Here is a 16375-nt window from a genome sequence, read left to right as displayed (position 1 = left end):
GTCCTGATAAGTCTAGTTTATTTTAAGATTTTTTCAAAGTCTTCAAACTGTTTTTCAACTTCAACAGATGGTTTTTCAGTCAGAAGACTCACCACGATGATGGCAAGTAAGCTGGCAGCAAAGCCTGGAATCATTTCATAAAGGAGGTCCGATAATCCGGATTGAGACCAAATGATGACGGTGCTTGCTCCAACAATCATCCCGGCTAATGCTCCCCATCTTGTCATGCGCTTCCAGTATAAGCTGAGGATGATAAGCGGACCGAAAGCGGATCCGAAACCAGCCCATGCATAACCCACAAGGTCGAGAATCGTTTCATTTTTCTCCCATGAGATAAATAAGGCAATGATAGAAACCAGCAATACAGATAATCTTCCTATTGTAACCAATTCTTTATCTGTAGCAGAGCGGCGGAAGAATGTCTTATATAAATCCTCCGTTAATGAGCTTGATGTAACTAGCAGCTGTGATGAGATAGTACTCATGATAGCCGCAAGGATAGCCGAGATTAAAAAGCCGGTAATGATCGGGTGGAATAAGACCTCGCCAAGGAGGATGAAGATCGTTTCGGGATCTTCGATGCTAATGCCTGTATCCGCCACATAAGCAATTCCCACAAAACCAGTCAGCATAGCGCCAATACTCGAGAAAACCATCCAGCCCATCCCAATGCGGGTGGCTTTCTTGATTTCTTTAACAGAACTGATAGCCATAAAGCGGACGATAATATGTGGCTGTCCAAAATAGCCAAGGCCCCATGCAAAAAGGGATACGATGCCTAATAGACTTGTCCCTTTAAAGATATCAAGGAAAGCTGGATTAATTGTTCTGGCAGTATCAATGGCCGGCCCAAATCCTCCTACATGGAAAAGGGTTACGATTGGTACAAGAATGAGGGCGAGAAACATAATCAGACCCTGAACAAAGTCTGTCAAGCTAACTGCAAGAAATCCTCCAAATAGTGTATACGCAACCACAACACCTGTAATGATCCATAAACCTGTGTGGTAATCCAGCCCGAAAGTGCTCTGGAATAAAACGCCCCCGGAAACCATGCCTGATGATACATAAAAGGTAAAGAAAATTAAGATAACTAATCCTGAAATCAGGCGAAGGATTTTGGAAGCATCCCCGAACCGGTTTTCTAAATAACCTGGAATCGTAATAGAATCATTGGCTACCTCAGTATACGTGCGGAGCCTTGGTGCCACATAAATCCAGTTTGCCCATGCCCCAAGAGTCAAGCCGATGACAATCCAGGAAGCGCTCAGGCCAGTGGCATACATGGCTCCAGGAAGGCCCATCAAAAGCCATCCGCTCATATCGGAAGCACCCGCGCTTAAAGCGGTTACCGCAGGACCCAATGTTCGTCCTCCAAGCATGTAATCTGATAGATTGGAAGTCCGTTTATACGCATAATAGCCAATCCAAAGCATCCCAATCATATACACGGTAATGGAAATAATTAATGCATAATCCATTTTGTCAGCCTCCTTTTTGTTGGTTTAACAAAATATTTAGATAAAATAAGCGATGAGAAAGCGGTGGTTTGCTTTCTCATTACCTAGAAATCAAGAATGGTTTCTTTTTATTATAGTTATAATTTAATATTTTAGAAGAAAAATATTATTTCTTGAAAATGCCCTTAAAAGCAAATGCAATATTAGCCGGCCGTTCAGCAAGCCTTCTCATGAAATAGCCGTACCAGTCCATGCCGTATGGTACATAAACACGCATCCTATAGCCTTGCTTTGCAAGCTCCAGCTGTGTTTTATTCCTCATGCCATAAAGCATTTGAAACTCGAAACGTTCGTTTGAAATGTTATGCTTCTTGGCTAATTCTTTTGTGTACTCGATGATTTGGTCATCATGAGAAGCTATTGCTGTATAGTTTCCGTTTAAGAGACTTTGTTCTATTAATTTCTTATAGTTCTCATCAACATCAGTCTTCTCCGGAAATGCGTGCTCAGGTGCTTCTTTATAAGCGCCTTTTACCAGTCTTAAGAAGGGCTGGTATTTCCCCAGATCCGCGAGATCCTGTTCAGTCCGGTACAGGTACGCCTGCAGAACGGTGCTTACACAACTGTACTTCTCTTTAAACTGTTTAAATAAATCGATCGTTGCCTGGCAGCGCGGCACATCCTCCATATCGATTGTCACCATGATCTTATGCTTTTCGGCAGTATCAAGAATTCTGGTCATGTTTTTAACAACAAGATCATGATCAATATCCAGACCAAGAGAAGTCATTTTCAGGGATACTTGTGAATCAAGTCCTTCTTTGCTGATCATTTCAATGGTTGAAATGCATTCCTCAGTCCGTTCATTCGCCACTTCCACGGAGTCAACAAATTCCCCCAAATGATCCACTGTTACAGAAAGTCCCTGGTTATTCAGATCCCTGATAAAGCGGACGCTGCTTTTGAAATCAACCCCGCCTATTAATTTTCCTGCGGCAAAACTTCCGCCTTTATTCTGGGCGATTTTATTCAGTAAGCTATTTTTAGATAAATATAGGAAAAAGTCCCTTGTAATCGCTTCCATTTTAACAAGCACCTCCAATGGTTATATCTTTAGATTAATCTTACAATTCTGTGACAAGTTACGACAATGTTCATAAAAAACAAAGATTCAATCAATCTATTGTTGACAGAAGACAATGAAAGGCTGCATTTTCCATATTCCGCTCCTAATTAATATGTAAGAAAAGTTTCCATATTATTGTTTACAATGACAAGCATTTGTATTTAAATAGTAATATAGTTTTGAATATTTCTTTATTTCAGAAAACGGGGGTAAGAGAAAATGAGAAAGCAGTTGAAGAAATTTGCTCAATTTACGGCATTATCCAGTTTGCTTGTCCTCTCTGCATGCGGCGGCAATCAGGCGGCAGGGGATGAGGATGGGGAGAGCAGCGGAGGAGCTGTTAAAGCGGATATTGGTGTTATTTCTTATATCAGCGGACCGGGTGCAGCTTATGGTGAAGCGATCACAAATGGCTTAAAGCTTGCACAGGAAGAAATCAATGGCAAGGGAGAAGTCAAGATAAACCTTGTAATTGAGGATTCTGCCGGCAAGCAGGATCAGGCATTGACGGCAGCGCAGAAGCTTATGAATTCAGAAAATGTGACGGCCATTATCGGGCCTACCTTAAGTACAGAAATGAACGTAGTCGGTCCGGAAGCCGACCTGAACGGAGTGCCGATCATGGGGACTTCAACAACGGCAGAAGGGATTCCGCAAATTGGGGACTATGTCTTCCGCAACTCGCTGCCTGAAGCATTGGCGATTCCGGCTGCAATAGATAAAGCCATTGAAAAATATGATGCTAAAAAAGTAGCAATTCTATATGGAAATGATGATGTTTTTACAAAATCAGGCTTTGACACAATGAAAAAAGCAGCGGAAGAGAAGGGTCTTGAAATCTTAACGACTGAAACATTCCAAAAAGGCCAATCAGATTATAATGCTCAGCTGACAAAAATTAAAGGCTTAAAACCGGACCTAATTCTGGCTTCGGCTCTATACAATGAAGGTGCCGTCATCATGGATCAGGCCAGGAAAATGGGCATTGATGTTCCATTTGTCGGAGGAAACGGCTTCAATTCTCCTGAGGTCATCAATATTGCAGGGGATGCAGCAGATGGTCTCATTGTGGCAACTCCATGGTATGGTGAAAAAGAAGATGATAAGGTCAAGGAATTTGTAAGTAAATATGAAAAGGAATACGGCAAAAAGCCAGATCAGTTTGCAGCACAGGCATACGATGCGCTTTACATAATGGCTGAGGCATTGAAGAATGCCGGTGAAGCTGACCGTGATGCACTCCGTGATGCTCTGGCTGAGGTCAAGGGCTTTAATGGGATTCTTGGAGAGTTCTCTTTCGATGAAGAAGGAGATGTCGTGATGGATCCGACCGTTTTAGTTATTGAAGAAGGAGCATTTAAGGAATTTAATTAAAAAGCTGCGAAAGTGAAGCTCTGGCGCCTTCAGTGCCAGAGCTTACTTTTAAGAAAATTACGAGTAAGCAGGTGAAGCCGTGTTAATCGAACAATTAATAAACGGAATTACCCTTGGCAGCATTTATGCCATCGTTGCACTTGGGTTTACATTGGTTTTCGGGGTGCTTGGGATTATCAATATGGCACACGGAGAAATTTTTATGTTCGGAGCCTTCATTGGCGTTGTGGTCACTTCCACTTTTAAAGGGCCGCTTTGGCTGGCTTTTCTGGCAGCGATTGCGGTAACGGCTGCAATGGGATATCTGCTTGAACGATTTGCCCTGAGACCGCTCCGGAATAAACAGGGTGTATCCCATCTGGCGCCATTGATCAGCACCATTGGTGTATCGATACTGCTGGAAAACCTGTCCCACCATATTTTTGGACCGGGCAACCATCCTTTCCGTGCTTCTTTTGCGGAAATAAGCTTCCAGATCGGTTCCATAACCGTATATCTTGTGCAGATTGTCATCTTTGTCATTTCTGTTCTTCTCATGTACGCCCTTTCTTTTTGGCTGGGCAAAACAAAGGCAGGAAAAGCCTTAAGAGCAACTGCTGAAAATCTGGAAACGGCAAGCCTTCTTGGTGTTGATGTCAAAAGAACCATTACAATGACGGTTATTATCGCATCGGCAATGGGCGGGATCGCCGGTATCCTTGTCGGAATGGCCTTTAACTCTGTAACGCCGCAGATGGGCTTGTCCATCGGGCTTAAAGGACTTGCCATCATCATTCTTGGCGGCATGGGGAATGTCAAGGGAGCGATGGCCGGGGGGCTTATCCTTGGTCTGGCTGAAACCTTTGTCGTTGTCTACGGCGATTCAGGATACAAGGATGCCATCGCTTTTGCGGCCATCATCATCATACTTCTCATCAGGCCGCAGGGATTGTTTGGCCAAAAAATTTCAGCGTAAGAAGGTGAATTCATGCTTGCAGAATTAATAAATCCATATTATTTACAGGTAGCTTCTTTTATATTAATCAACATTATATTAGGGGTTAGTATTTATATCACTCTATCAACTGGACAGCTTTCGCTCGCCAATGCCGGATTTATGGGGATTGGTGCCTATACCTCTGCACTATTGACGCTGAATTTTGACCTTCCGATTATTGTGGGCATACTGGCAGGCACTTTATTGGCAGGTGTTTTTGGAATCCTGATCGGGATACCGACATTAAGACTTCAGGGTGTTTATCTCGCCATTGTTACCCTTGGGTTTGGAGAGGTGATCCGCGTTATTTTTGTAAACTGGGAGTCTATGACAAAGGGAGCTGTCGGATTATCAGGCATACCGCATATGGGCCGTGAGCTGCTGAATACAGTAAAAGACTTAGGCTTTGATCCGAAAGTACTTGGACTTCAAAATAACCAGTTTGTATTTCTGGCTATCTTCCTCATTTTATTAGGGGTGACAGTCAGCATAATCGCATTTTTCAGAAGGCAGAACCGCTCAAGAGTAGGACGGGCTTTCGCAGCTATTAAGCTGGATGAAAAAGCTGCAGAATCAATGGGCATCAATATCACGTATTATAAGGTCCTGGCATTTGCACAGGGGGCCCTGGTAGCCGGTTTTGCAGGTGCACTGTTTGCCCATGTTCTTGCGTACATAAGTCCTGCCGATTTTGCCTATCACCGTGCCGTTGAGATTCTGATTTTCGCCGTTTTCGGAGGAAGCGAAGTCATCTGGGGACCGGTGTTTGGGGCGCTCTTTTTAACTGTAATGCCGGAAGTGCTCCGATTTATCAGCGAATACCGCTACATGATTTACGGTCTGATCATTATTATTATGATGGCAGTCAGGCCGCAGGGATTAATTGATGTAAATATTTTAAACTGGGTCAAGCTTAAAACATCAAAGAGGAGGCAAAAGCATGGTACTTCAAGTCAAAAAAGCATGTAAAAACTTTGGCGGGCTGAGTGCCCTGTCTGATGTCTCGTTCTCTATAAATCAGGGTGAGATCTTTGGGCTGATTGGTCCGAACGGAGCCGGGAAGACCACGATGTTCAATCTGATAACATCAATGTTTACTCCTACCTCAGGCGAGATTATCTTTAATGAAGACAATATCAATGGCCTAAAGCCGCACCTGATCACGAAAAAGGGCATTTGCAGGACATTCCAGAATATTCGCCTGTTTCCGCAGATGACAGCAGAAGAAAACGTGATGGTTGGGGAGCACTGCCGAAGCAAATCAGGGGTTTTCAGCAGTGTATTCAGGACAAAATCACAGCGGCAGGAAGAAGAAAGAATCCGCAGCAAAGCGAATGAGCTATTAGAGTTTGTGGGGCTCGGCGGGTTCGCGGAAACGGTGTCAGACAGCCTCGCATACGGCCAGCAAAGAAGGCTCGAGATTGCCCGGGCGCTGGCCAGCTCTCCTAAATTGCTGCTGCTTGATGAACCGGCAGCCGGAATGAATGAAACAGAAACAAGCGAGTTATTTCAGCTCATCAAAAAAATTCAGGAACAGGGCGTCACGGTCCTCCTGATTGAGCATGATATGCCGCTTGTCATGAAATTATGCGACCGCATTGCCGTCTTGAATTTCGGCAAAAAGATTGCTGAAGGCACACCTGCTGAAATCCAGAATAATCCTGATGTCATCGAAGCCTATCTCGGCAGTGAGGAGGAGGATATGTATGCTTAAGGTAAATGGGATTAACGCTTTTTACGGGAAAATCCAGGTTCTTAAAAACATCAGCCTCGAAGTGGAAGAAGGCAGTATTGTTACGATCCTTGGCGCAAATGGTGCAGGAAAGACAACGACCATGAAGTCCATTTCCGGGATGCTTAAACCACAGGCAGGCAGCATTCAATTTCAGGGGCAGGATGTAACGGGACTCCGGCCGGACCAGCTGCTGCGCAAAGGGATTGCCCTTGTTCCGGAAGGCCGCCAGATTCTTTCCGGAATGACTGTGCTTGAAAACCTGGAAATGGGGGCATACCACCGGAAGGATAATGAAATTGACCGGGATATTAAGAGCGTTATGGAGCGTTTCCCCATCCTTGAAGAAAGGCAGAAACAGCTTGGCGGAACATTATCCGGCGGACAGCAGCAGATGCTGGCCATTGCGAGGGCCATCCTCAGCAAACCAAAGCTGCTTCTTCTGGATGAACCGTCAATGGGACTGGCCCCTCTGATTGTGGCTGACATCTTTAAAATTATTAAAGAAATTAATGAAGCGGGCACGACTGTTCTATTGGTAGAACAGAATGCAAGGCAGGCACTGAAAATATCACATTATGGGTATGTACTGGAAACAGGCAAAATGGTTGCTGAGGGAAGCTCAGAGAAGCTTCTGAATGATCCGCGTATCATGGAAGCCTACCTGGGGCGCAAATCAAGTTAAATATAAAAGGCTGAATCTTTTGATTTGGCCTTTTATATTTTTATCGGTTCCATTATGATTAAATCGGTTGCTAGAGTGCAAAAACCGGAGGACATATGAATAAGAAAAAGAAAATCTTAAAACGGATAATGATAACTTTATTAATTCTCGGCGTATTTCTATTTTTAAACAACAGCTCCCTGCTTACAAAAGAAAGAAACGATAAGCCGCTGCTGCTCGCTCATAGAGGAATGGCACAGACCTTTCATATGGAAGGGATTACAGGGGAGACATGTACAGCTGAGAGAATTTACGAGCCTGAGCATAACTTTCTTGAAAATACGATTCCTTCCATGAAAGCAGCTTTTGAGGCAGGTGCAGATGTAGTTGAACTGGATATACAGCTTACAAAGGATGGACAATTTGCGGTGTTCCATGATTGGACGCTGGATTGCCGGACAAATGCAAAGGGTAATACGAGAGAGTATACAATGGAGGAATTAAAAAAGCTGGACATTGGATACGGCTATACAGCCGATCACGGTAAAACCCAGCCGTTTCGCGGTAAGGGAATCGGAATGATGCCGAGCCTGGATGAAGTCATGGAAGAGTTCCCGGAAGGAGATCTCTTAATCCATATTAAAAGCAATGACTCACAGGAAGGAGTAAAGCTTGCTGAATACCTGTCGATGTTTCCAGCAGACAGATTGGAGAAAATAACTGTATATGGAGGAGACAATCCAATTGCCGCACTGAAGGAAGAAATGCCTGGAATGCGGGTTATGTCCAAGGCTACATTGAAAGATTGCCTCCTGCCATATATAGGTGCTGGATGGACAGGTTATGTGCCAAATGCCTGCAAAAACTCACAGATTCATATTCCTGAATCGTATACAAAGCTGATGTGGGGCTGGCCAAATAAGTTCTTGAACCGAATGGATGAAGCAGGTACAAGAGTCATAGTGGTTGCCGGGGATGGAAGCTGGTCGGAAGGCTTTGACAGACCGGAAGACCTGAAACGGCTCCCTGAGAGCTATTCAGGAGGCATCTGGACAAACAGGATTGAGCTGATTGCCCCAGTATATAAGAAAGAATAGACGTCTGGTCTGATCCAGGCGTTTTTAAATTTTTTTAATGGAATTATTTAAAAATTTCGTAAAAAGGATTATGATAAAGATAGGATTATTTAGTTTGTCGAAGGATTTTAAGAGTATTATTATACATATATTAACTGCAATTACAGCTTGGGGGACTATAAATGGCGAAAGTATTGGCATTTCTTAAGCCTTACCGGATAGCGGTGGCTATAGCTCTGTCATTAATGCTGACTGAGCTTGCTGTTGAGCTTATTCAGCCATTATTAATGGCGAAAATTATAGATGAAGGCATCCTGCAGAATGATCTCCAGGAGATCCTGAAGTGGGGAGGGATCATGCTGGCTGCTTCTTTTGTGGCTTTTGCGGCTGGAGTCATTAATTCCTTTTATGCTGCACATGTCAGCCAGAGCTTCGGTTTTGATGTAAGGAAAAGCTTATATGACAAGGTTCAATCCTTCTCCTTTGCCAACTTTAATCTTTTTCCGACCTCTTCATTAATTACCCGTATGACGAATGATATTACGCAGCTTCAGAATACTGTTTTTATGAGTCTTCGAATCATGATGAGAGCACCTCTTTTAATCATCGGCGGACTGATTATGGCTTTTGTGGTAGATGTGAAGCTTGCTCTTATCTTATCAGCTGTGGCCCCATTCCTTTTTCTATTTCTGTTTTGGGTCATGGGAAAAGGCGGCGCGCTTTTTAAGGCAGTCCAGGAAAAGCTTGATTCTGTGAATAGCGTCATGCAGGAGAACCTGACTGGGATCCGGCTCATTAAAGCATTTGTCCGCAGAAATCATGAAGTGAAACGCTTCACTCGCACAAATGAGGATCTCAGAGATGGAACCGTTAAAGCATTACGTTTGATGGAAGTGACCATGCCTGTTCTGCTTTTCATTATGAATCTTAGTATTCTTGGAGTCCTTTGGTTTGGCAGCATACAGGTAAATGCAGGGGATGTAAAGGTAGGCGAGGTGGTTGCGATTGTGAACTATGCAACCAGAATAACGGCCGCATTCTCCATTTTTTCCTGGATTATCATGGCATTTTCCAGGGCAAGGGCCTCTGCAAACCGGGTAACAGAGGTACTGGATACTGAAGTGGATTTGACTGACCGTCAAGGATCTCATGATAGGAAGGACTTAACAGTGAGCCGGGGGGAAATTCACTTTAAAGATGTATCTTTTGAATATCCCGGCACTTCAGAGAAGGTACTCGATGGCATCAGCTTTATCATCCAACCCGGGGAAACAGTGGCAATAATGGGTGCAACAGGCTCCGGGAAGACCTCTTTATTCCAGCTTATCCCCCGCCTTTATGATGTGACTGGCGGGAAGGTTGAAATTGATGGGCGGGATGTCAGGGAATTGAAAATGGAGAACCTCCGCAGGAAAATCGGCTTTGTTCCTCAGGAAGCCCTGCTCTTTACAGGCAGTGTGAAAGAAAACATATCATGGGGAAAAGAACATGCAGCGATGGAGGAAATTACTGAAGCAGCTGTCAATGCGCAGATACATGAAACTATCATGAAGCTTCCACAGGGGTATGAAACAAGAGTGGGGCAAAAGGGTGTTAACTTATCCGGCGGGCAAAAACAGCGCCTTTCCATTGCCCGGGCGCTTGTACGTAAGCCAAAAATCCTTCTTCTTGATGACAGCACAAGTGCACTGGATATGAAAACAGAAGCAAAACTCCTGAGTTCATTGAAACAATATACTTGTACAACCATGATCATTACGCAGAAAATCAGTACAGCCATGGAAGCAGACAGAATCCTGCTGCTTGAGGATGGAGTGCTTCTTGCTGAGGGAGACCATGAGACTCTTCTTAAAACATCCGGATTGTATAAACGGATTTTTCAATCCCAGTCTGGAGAGGAGAACAGAGACTATGCTTAAGCAAATTAAAGAACCTTTCCAGCATAAAAAGATTCCTCTTGAGCTGAATGGCGAATTTTCAAAAGGGAAAAAGCCCAAGTCTGAAAACATGGGGGCCACACTAAGGAGAATCTGGTCCTATTTAGCCTATAATAAGGGATTGCTATATCTCGTTTTATTCATGGTGGTCATCAGCTCGGCGATGGGTCTGCTTGGCCCCTATTTAGTCGGAATGGCTATTGACGATTACATTGTCACAAAGAACAGCGATGGATTTATCGCTTTACTTATCTGGCTAGGAGTCATTTATGTGATGAACTCGCTTGCCCTTTGGTTTCAGAACTATTGGATGATCGGCATTGCACAAGAAACGGTTTTTACGATGAGAACGAAGCTTTTCGGCCACTTGCACAGGCTGCCTATTCCGTTCTTTGACAAGCGGCAGCAGGGCGAACTGATGAGCAGGGTCACAAACGATATTGAAAATGTCAGCTCGACTCTGAACAGTTCAGTAATCCAGGTCTTTTCCAGCCTGCTGACCTTGATTGGCACTGTCTCCGTCATGCTTTGGCTAAGCCCTTTGCTGACGCTCATTACCCTGATCATTGTGCCGCTGATGTTCTTTGGAATGAAATGGATTACAGCACGGACAGGAAGGCTGTTTAAAGAGCAGCAGAAGAATCTTGGAGAACTGAACGGCTTTATTGAAGAAACCATATCAGGACAGAGGATCATCAAGACCTTTTCTCAGGAACAGAAAGTGATGGCCGAGTTCCGGGAAAAAGGGAAAAAACTTAAGCTGGCAGGGTTTTGGGCTCAAACTTATTCCGGGTTTATCCCGAAGCTGATGAATGTTCTGAACAACTTGAGCTTTGCCATTATCGCCGGGGTAGGGGGCATTTTTGCCCTGAATGGGATGATCTCAATTGGTGTGATTGTCGTGTTCACGGAGTATTCCCGGCAATTTACACGTCCGCTTAATGACCTGGCAAACCAATTTAACACCCTTCTATCTGCACTTGCAGGAGCAGAGCGGGTCTTTGACATCTTGGATGAGGATGAAGAATTCCAAAATGAAGAGCAGCTGAAAGAGTTTGCCGAAGTGAAAGGTGAGGTTGAATTCCGGGATGTTTCTTTTTCGTATGAAGAAGACGGAAATACGGTAAGAAACGTAAACCTCCATGTCAAAGCAGGCCAGACCGCTGCTTTCGTTGGTCCGACAGGTGCTGGAAAGACTACTATGATCAATTTGCTCTCCCGCTTTTATGAACGGGACTCAGGCCGTATTTTAATTGACGGCGAGGATATCGCCAATGTGAAAAAAGAAAGCCTTAGAAAGCATATGGGATTTGTCCTGCAGGATTCATTCCTATTCCGCGGCACTGTGAGAGAAAATATCCGCTACGGCAGGCTGGAAGCTTCAGATGAAGAAGTGGTGGAGGCTGCTAAGCTTGCCAATGCCCATTCATTTATCATGAAACTTCCTCAGCAGTATGATACAGTGCTGAGTCAGGACGGAAATGGCATCAGCCAGGGGCAAAAGCAGCTTCTTTCCATTGCACGTGCATTTCTGGCCAACCCGGACATCTTAATTCTGGATGAAGCAACAAGCAGCATTGATACCGTGACAGAGCTGAAAATTCAGGATGCCCTTCAGGAGCTGATGAAAGGAAGGACCAGCTTTGTTATTGCCCACCGTTTGAACACCATTCAAAATGCGGATAAAATTTTTGTTCTGGAAGAGGGCAGGATTATTGAGGAAGGAACACATGAATCACTGCTTGAACAGGAGGGCTTTTATTACCGGCTGCATGGCAGGGCGGCAGCAGGGGCAAATGCTTGAAGTCAATGGCTATCCCAACACAAAAGGCGGACTTGATTACGATCAAATCCGCCTTTTCGCTATCGCTCAAATGACATTTTTTTCTCTTGCTTCTTTTAGCCAGTCCGGGAATTCGTTCAGCAGGAGGTCATATAGTTCGCTATCAGAAATGGCCTCTACATCTTTAATGTGGAAAAAATTTGCGTTATCAATATAGCGGCCATCCATTTCATCCAGCTTTTCCAATACCTCAAAGTTTGAATCGCCTATCCCGACAAACTGCCAGAACAAGGGTTTATCGGATGATGAAACAACAGGTTTTTTGATGGTTCTTTTGCAGCCGCCATCATTAATGAAAACAATGAAGGCAGGATCTTTGCTCGGATCTTCAGAGGTATATTTCTGAATGACATCCTCCATTACCGGTGGTTCATCATTTCTTCCGAATTTGTGTATCAGATCATTATTTAAAATATACTGATCCACATATCCTTCAAAGTCATGTTCGGTTACCGGCTTCAGCCTGGAAAATTCATTATCATAGACCCAGACATCCAATGCTCCATCATCATCAAATTGGCTGGCAACAGCTAAGATTCTCTCCACAACCCTCTGGACGGTCCCGTTTTTATATAACTTGCGCATGGAGCCGGAAATGTCCAGCACCAGACCGACTCTGGCAGTGACATTTGTCAGGTTCTTTTTCTCCAGTACAATGCCTGCTGATTTTTTTAATAAACTAATAGAGCTCATTTCTGTGGAATCCCTCTTTAATCATATATTCTAACTTTTACCATATCGGGAGACTATCCGCACTAAAAAAGCCTTCTAATTTGAAAATTTCATAGCAAAGTCGATCAGCATTTTTTCATATAAATGAATGGAATGCGGCAGAACGTATTCCTTATCACCGTGCCAGTTCATGCCGGTTGGGCCAAATTCAATGGCCGGTATCCCGTAATTGGCAAAGAACACTGTATCCGCAGAACCATGCTGTCCAAAGAAAACAGCTTTATCTTCGGTGTGCTTTTCCACAATGGGTTCAAGCATCAGTATGAAAGGATTGTCTCTGGCTGTCACAAGCGGCTTTGAGAACATATTCATGATAATTTCCCCATCTGTGATACCTTCGATTTGCTTGATGAGCTCTTCATGGTTCTGGTGCGGCAAATAGCGGATATCATACGACATTACACATTTTTCAGGCACCTTGTTATAAACATCCCCACCGGTTATTTTTGCAAGATTAATCGAAGGGTATGGGTAAAATTCGGATGATTCCTTTGCAAAAGGCAATTTTAATAGCTTTTGATGCACTTCAAAAGCCTTTTCGATAGCATTGATTCCTTCCCATGGACGGCTGCCGTGTGCAGGGTCTCCTTCTATTTCAATGTCCAGCCTGATAACGCCTTTTGCTTCGAGCGCAATTCCAAGCTGAGTGGGTTCAGAGCATATGACAAAATCGCCGCGATATCCCTGTTCTGCTAAATACCCGGAACAGTTAAAGCCGCCGATTTCTTCATCTGAAACAATTTGAAGCTGTATTTTTACGCCTATGGGCATATTTTTGAGCTCTTTTACCGCGGACATCATGGCGGCAACCCCGGCCTTCATATCCGCAGCTCCACGTCCATAGATCTTATCGCGGACTTCTACAGGAATGAACTGTTCATCCTTTCCTGAAACAACATCCACATGTCCATTAAAAATAATGGTCTGATCCCCGCTTCCAATTTCACAGACAGCCATTTTATAGCCGTTATTTTCGATGACTCTTGAAGGGAGGTCATGCCCTGACAGCCATTGATGACAATATTCAATGGCCTGGTTTGCTCCCTCCTTTGAAGAGCTGTCAATGGAAATGAGATCTTTCAATAAGTTTTCCAGCATATGTCAAAAGGCCTCCTTTAATACAGCAATAAATTCACACAATACTCTCTTACTATTCCCGCTTTGACAGGATGAAAACAGCTTGTTTATGATGGCCCAATAATTGTGAAGAATTGGTGAAGTGTATTGCAAAAAAGGGAGGGATGGAGTATATTATAAGTGAGGAAAGTTAGTGAAGCATTTCACAAAATACTTCATAAAACAACTTCAGTACAGCATCCTTTCCTCCTAAGAGCTGGCCGGCTTTTTAATTCCCCAAGAGGAAAAAAAATTTAAGATATTATGTGAAATTATTCACAATAATAATATGGAGATGATTATAATGAAATGGTGGAAAACTCCTCAGGCAGCAGTTGTTTGGACAGTATTAAGAGTCTGGCTTGGTATACAATGGCTTGAAGCAGGATGGCATAAGGTAGCAGACGGATTTGATGCAGGCGGATTCATGCAGGGGGCCATTGCCAAAGCAGGCGGAGATCATCCGGCAGTGCAGGGCTGGTATGCGGGGTTCCTTGAAAATGTAGCACTGCCAAACGCGGATTTATTCAGCACTCTAGTGGCATGGGGCGAAGTTCTTGTCGGGGTTGGCCTTATACTCGGAGCTGCGACCATACCGGCTTTAATTGCAGCAGCTTTCATGAATCTAAACTTCTTATTAGCAGGAACAACAAGTACAAACCCAATACTGTATACAGCAGCAATTATCCTTCTATTTACAGGCGCAGGTGCTTACTACTGGGGAATTGACAGATTTGCTTATCCTTATATCAAGACAATGATGAAAGGCGGTCACGGCATAGGCAAAAGAGAAGCACACACCCACTAAGCAGAAATAGGAAGAAGCAGGAACCTGGTGTTCCTGCTTCTTTTTTACCCTTTGGCTTAGCGCTTTTTGCGGCTTTTTGCCCGCTGATCGGCAGCCTTGGAACGTGCCATTGCCTCGAGATCATCATGATCGGCAAGTTCGCGGTTAAATTCTACGTCAATGCCGTCAGACTTCATGTTTTTCGGTACTTGTGGAAGTGATGCTTTGTTTTTATCACGAGTTTTATGTCCATGTGCACGGCCCATTGCAAATAACCCCTTTCAGCAATAAAGGTACGGAAACTCAGGTGTTTCCGTACCTTTATCATGTACCATCGATCAGGGTGTTATGAGTGGAAATTAATGTTTAGGCTGTCTGCCCGCGAATCCGCCGACTTTGTCAGCCCGTTTGAATTCTCTTGAATAAGTTACTTCCTGCATGCTTGATAACGTGCTTTTGGATTTGTCTCTTTTCTTTTTATCCACTTTGTATCATCCTTTCAGAATAAGGGTACGCACTTACTTTATTTTTCCCTTATTTGATATAAATGATACAAATTTCATTGATAAATATTCCTGAGAGCTGAACGCAAATCCTTATATAAGAACTTATAGCCGGATGCCTGCAGTTTTTCGGGAAGCACTTTTTGCCCTTCTAATACCAGTGTACTCATTTCCCCGAGAGCTATTTTTAAAGCAAAACCGGGAGCTGGCAGCCAGTGGGGACGATTAAGGACGTCACCAAGTATTTTTCCAAATTCTTTCATTGTCAGGGGATTTGGAGATGTAAAATTAACGGGCCCCTGCAGCTGCTCGTGTTCAATACAATAAAGGATTCCGTTTACAACATCATCTAAATGAATCCATGAAACCCATTGATCACCAGTTCCAACAGGCCCTCCGGCAAATAGCTTGTAGGGAAGGGCAATTCGCGGAAGGGCTCCATCGTTCTTTTCGAGAATGATTCCAAATCTGCAGAAAACGGTCCGGACTTCAAACTCTTCTGCTTTGGAGGCCTCTTCTTCCCAGCGTCTTACTGTTTCAGCTAAAAAATCAGTGCCGCTTTTCCTGTTGAATTCTGTAAAGGTTTCATTCAGGGATGTGCCATAGTAACCGACCGCACTGGCATTGATTAATGTATACGGCTTTTCTTCAAGGCGGCTAATAATGCGGAGAACTTCCCTTGTGGCAGTAATGCGGCTGTTTAATATACGCTTTTTGCGTTCATCTGTCCATCTCCCGCTGTTAATGGACTCACCGGACAGGTTGATAAATACGTCAATGCTTTCCAGAGCATCCTCAGGTGAGTCATCATCGTTCAGCCATTGTACATAATTCAGATTTTTAGAAGAGTTTTTATTTGCTGTATTTCTTGTAAGAATGAATAGTTCATGTTTTTTATCCAGTAATTTTTTAACCAAGGCGCTTCCAACAAAACCAGTTCCGCCGGCGATGGCTATTCTCATGGGAAATTCCCCTTTCAAGTGTCATATCCTTTGGTACATTTTACGACGTTTTCTTTCAAAATCCTTTTTTGGATGTGTTACATTTAA

16 protein-coding genes are annotated in these 16375 nt (G+C 43.8%); 9 read left to right on the top strand and 7 right to left on the bottom strand.

What is annotated here, in order from left to right; all coding sequences use genetic code 11:
• Window positions 1-17 precede the first annotated feature (17 nt).
• The gene (gene putP / locus LLY41_RS18390; protein ID WP_304586074.1) at window positions 18-1481 is read right to left on the bottom strand and encodes a sodium/proline symporter PutP; all 1464 of its coding nucleotides are present in this window, start codon (window positions 1479-1481) and stop codon (window positions 18-20) included.
• 145 nt (window positions 1482-1626) lie between these two features.
• The gene (locus LLY41_RS18385) at window positions 1627-2544 is read right to left on the bottom strand and encodes a proline dehydrogenase family protein (protein WP_095244460.1); all 918 of its coding nucleotides are present in this window, start codon (window positions 2542-2544) and stop codon (window positions 1627-1629) included.
• 261 nt (window positions 2545-2805) lie between these two features.
• Between LLY41_RS18385 and LLY41_RS18380 the strand changes: the two genes are divergently transcribed.
• The 8 genes from LLY41_RS18380 to LLY41_RS18345 all read left to right on the top strand — a co-directional run bounded on the left by LLY41_RS18380 (window position 2806) and on the right by LLY41_RS18345 (window position 12149).
• A complete protein-coding gene (locus tag LLY41_RS18380) occupies window positions 2806-3960 on the top strand; it encodes an ABC transporter substrate-binding protein (RefSeq protein ID WP_304586073.1) in 1155 nt (384 codons plus the stop codon).
• Between the two features lie 79 nt (window positions 3961-4039).
• A complete protein-coding gene (locus LLY41_RS18375; RefSeq protein ID WP_048011758.1) occupies window positions 4040-4915 on the top strand; it encodes a branched-chain amino acid ABC transporter permease in 876 nt (291 codons plus the stop codon).
• Between the two features lie 12 nt (window positions 4916-4927).
• On the top strand, window positions 4928-5905 hold the full coding sequence (locus tag LLY41_RS18370; protein ID WP_304586071.1) for a branched-chain amino acid ABC transporter permease: 978 nt from the start codon (window positions 4928-4930) through the stop codon (window positions 5903-5905).
• Window positions 5877-6650 carry an ABC transporter ATP-binding protein gene (locus LLY41_RS18365; RefSeq protein WP_076260299.1) on the top strand — a complete coding sequence of 258 codons (774 nt, stop codon included), beginning with the start codon at window positions 5877-5879 and terminating at the stop codon, window positions 6648-6650. The genes LLY41_RS18370 and LLY41_RS18365 overlap by 29 nt, the downstream gene beginning before the upstream one ends.
• Entirely contained in the window at window positions 6643-7353 is a 711-nt protein-coding gene (locus LLY41_RS18360; protein ID WP_304586070.1) for an ABC transporter ATP-binding protein, read from the top strand. The genes LLY41_RS18365 and LLY41_RS18360 overlap by 8 nt, the downstream gene beginning before the upstream one ends.
• A gap of 95 nt (window positions 7354-7448) precedes the next feature.
• On the top strand, window positions 7449-8429 hold the full coding sequence (locus tag LLY41_RS18355) for a glycerophosphodiester phosphodiesterase family protein (RefSeq protein WP_304586069.1): 981 nt from the start codon (window positions 7449-7451) through the stop codon (window positions 8427-8429).
• Between the two features lie 161 nt (window positions 8430-8590).
• Window positions 8591-10327, top strand: a complete 1737-nt coding sequence (locus LLY41_RS18350) for an ABC transporter ATP-binding protein (RefSeq protein ID WP_304586068.1) — start codon at window positions 8591-8593, stop codon at window positions 10325-10327.
• Window positions 10320-12149 (top strand): ABC transporter ATP-binding protein, encoded by a 1830-nt coding sequence (locus LLY41_RS18345; protein ID WP_304586067.1) that lies wholly within the window; start codon window positions 10320-10322, stop codon window positions 12147-12149. The genes LLY41_RS18350 and LLY41_RS18345 overlap by 8 nt, the downstream gene beginning before the upstream one ends.
• Window positions 12150-12215: 66 nt before the next feature.
• Here the strand turns inward: LLY41_RS18345 and LLY41_RS18340 are convergent, their stop codons facing one another.
• Together LLY41_RS18340 and LLY41_RS18335 are read right to left on the bottom strand one after the other, a co-directional pair.
• The gene (locus LLY41_RS18340) at window positions 12216-12881 is read right to left on the bottom strand and encodes a vWA domain-containing protein (protein WP_076260313.1); all 666 of its coding nucleotides are present in this window, start codon (window positions 12879-12881) and stop codon (window positions 12216-12218) included.
• Between the two features lie 75 nt (window positions 12882-12956).
• Window positions 12957-14018 (bottom strand): M20 family metallopeptidase, encoded by a 1062-nt coding sequence (locus LLY41_RS18335; protein ID WP_304586065.1) that lies wholly within the window; start codon window positions 14016-14018, stop codon window positions 12957-12959.
• A 322-nt stretch (window positions 14019-14340) separates the two neighbouring features.
• Here LLY41_RS18335 and LLY41_RS18330 point away from each other — a divergent pair, with 322 nt between their 5' ends.
• On the top strand, window positions 14341-14844 hold the full coding sequence (locus LLY41_RS18330) for a DoxX family protein (protein WP_304586064.1): 504 nt from the start codon (window positions 14341-14343) through the stop codon (window positions 14842-14844).
• A 56-nt stretch (window positions 14845-14900) separates the two neighbouring features.
• Here the strand turns inward: LLY41_RS18330 and LLY41_RS18325 are convergent, their stop codons facing one another.
• From LLY41_RS18325 to LLY41_RS18315, 3 genes are all read right to left on the bottom strand, one after another.
• Complete coding sequence (locus LLY41_RS18325; protein ID WP_048011767.1) at window positions 14901-15089, bottom strand: YfhD family protein; 189 nt, start codon at window positions 15087-15089, stop codon at window positions 14901-14903.
• A 93-nt stretch (window positions 15090-15182) separates the two neighbouring features.
• On the bottom strand, window positions 15183-15308 hold the full coding sequence (locus LLY41_RS18320; protein ID WP_095244469.1) for a YfhE family protein: 126 nt from the start codon (window positions 15306-15308) through the stop codon (window positions 15183-15185).
• Window positions 15309-15382: 74 nt separating this feature from the next.
• On the bottom strand, window positions 15383-16288 hold the full coding sequence (locus LLY41_RS18315; protein ID WP_304586063.1) for a TIGR01777 family oxidoreductase: 906 nt from the start codon (window positions 16286-16288) through the stop codon (window positions 15383-15385).
• Window positions 16289-16375 lie beyond the last annotated feature (87 nt).

It is taken from the genome of Cytobacillus firmus, assembly GCF_023612095.1.
Taxonomy (GTDB): domain Bacteria; phylum Bacillota; class Bacilli; order Bacillales; family Cytobacillaceae; genus Cytobacillus.
Note: the sequence above shows the minus strand (reverse complement) of the source record. Positions and strands in the feature narration are given on the sequence as shown.

What these genes read in the sequence shown, in the direction of transcription:
- LLY41_RS18355 (WP_304586069.1), top strand. Translation starts at nt 7,449, where the DNA reads ATGAATAAGAAAAAGAAAATCTTAAAACGGATAATGATAACTTTATTA.
- LLY41_RS18330 (WP_304586064.1), top strand. Translation starts at nt 14,341, where the DNA reads ATGAAATGGTGGAAAACTCCTCAGGCAGCAGTTGTTTGGACAGTATTA.
- LLY41_RS18345 (WP_304586067.1), top strand. Translation starts at nt 10,320, where the DNA reads ATGCTTAAGCAAATTAAAGAACCTTTCCAGCATAAAAAGATTCCTCTT.
- LLY41_RS18335 (WP_304586065.1), bottom strand. Translation starts at nt 14,018, where the DNA reads ATGCTGGAAAACTTATTGAAAGATCTCATTTCCATTGACAGCTCTTCA.
- LLY41_RS18325 (WP_048011767.1), bottom strand. Translation starts at nt 15,089, where the DNA reads ATGGGCCGTGCACATGGACATAAAACTCGTGATAAAAACAAAGCATCA.
- LLY41_RS18350 (WP_304586068.1), top strand. Translation starts at nt 8,591, where the DNA reads ATGGCGAAAGTATTGGCATTTCTTAAGCCTTACCGGATAGCGGTGGCT.
- LLY41_RS18360 (WP_304586070.1), top strand. Translation starts at nt 6,643, where the DNA reads ATGCTTAAGGTAAATGGGATTAACGCTTTTTACGGGAAAATCCAGGTT.
- putP (WP_304586074.1), bottom strand. Translation starts at nt 1,481, where the DNA reads ATGGATTATGCATTAATTATTTCCATTACCGTGTATATGATTGGGATG.
- LLY41_RS18315 (WP_304586063.1), bottom strand. Translation starts at nt 16,288, where the DNA reads ATGAGAATAGCCATCGCCGGCGGAACTGGTTTTGTTGGAAGCGCCTTG.
- LLY41_RS18380 (WP_304586073.1), top strand. Translation starts at nt 2,806, where the DNA reads ATGAGAAAGCAGTTGAAGAAATTTGCTCAATTTACGGCATTATCCAGT.
- LLY41_RS18365 (WP_076260299.1), top strand. Translation starts at nt 5,877, where the DNA reads ATGGTACTTCAAGTCAAAAAAGCATGTAAAAACTTTGGCGGGCTGAGT.
- LLY41_RS18340 (WP_076260313.1), bottom strand. Translation starts at nt 12,881, where the DNA reads ATGAGCTCTATTAGTTTATTAAAAAAATCAGCAGGCATTGTACTGGAG.
- LLY41_RS18385 (WP_095244460.1), bottom strand. Translation starts at nt 2,544, where the DNA reads ATGGAAGCGATTACAAGGGACTTTTTCCTATATTTATCTAAAAATAGC.
- LLY41_RS18370 (WP_304586071.1), top strand. Translation starts at nt 4,928, where the DNA reads ATGCTTGCAGAATTAATAAATCCATATTATTTACAGGTAGCTTCTTTT.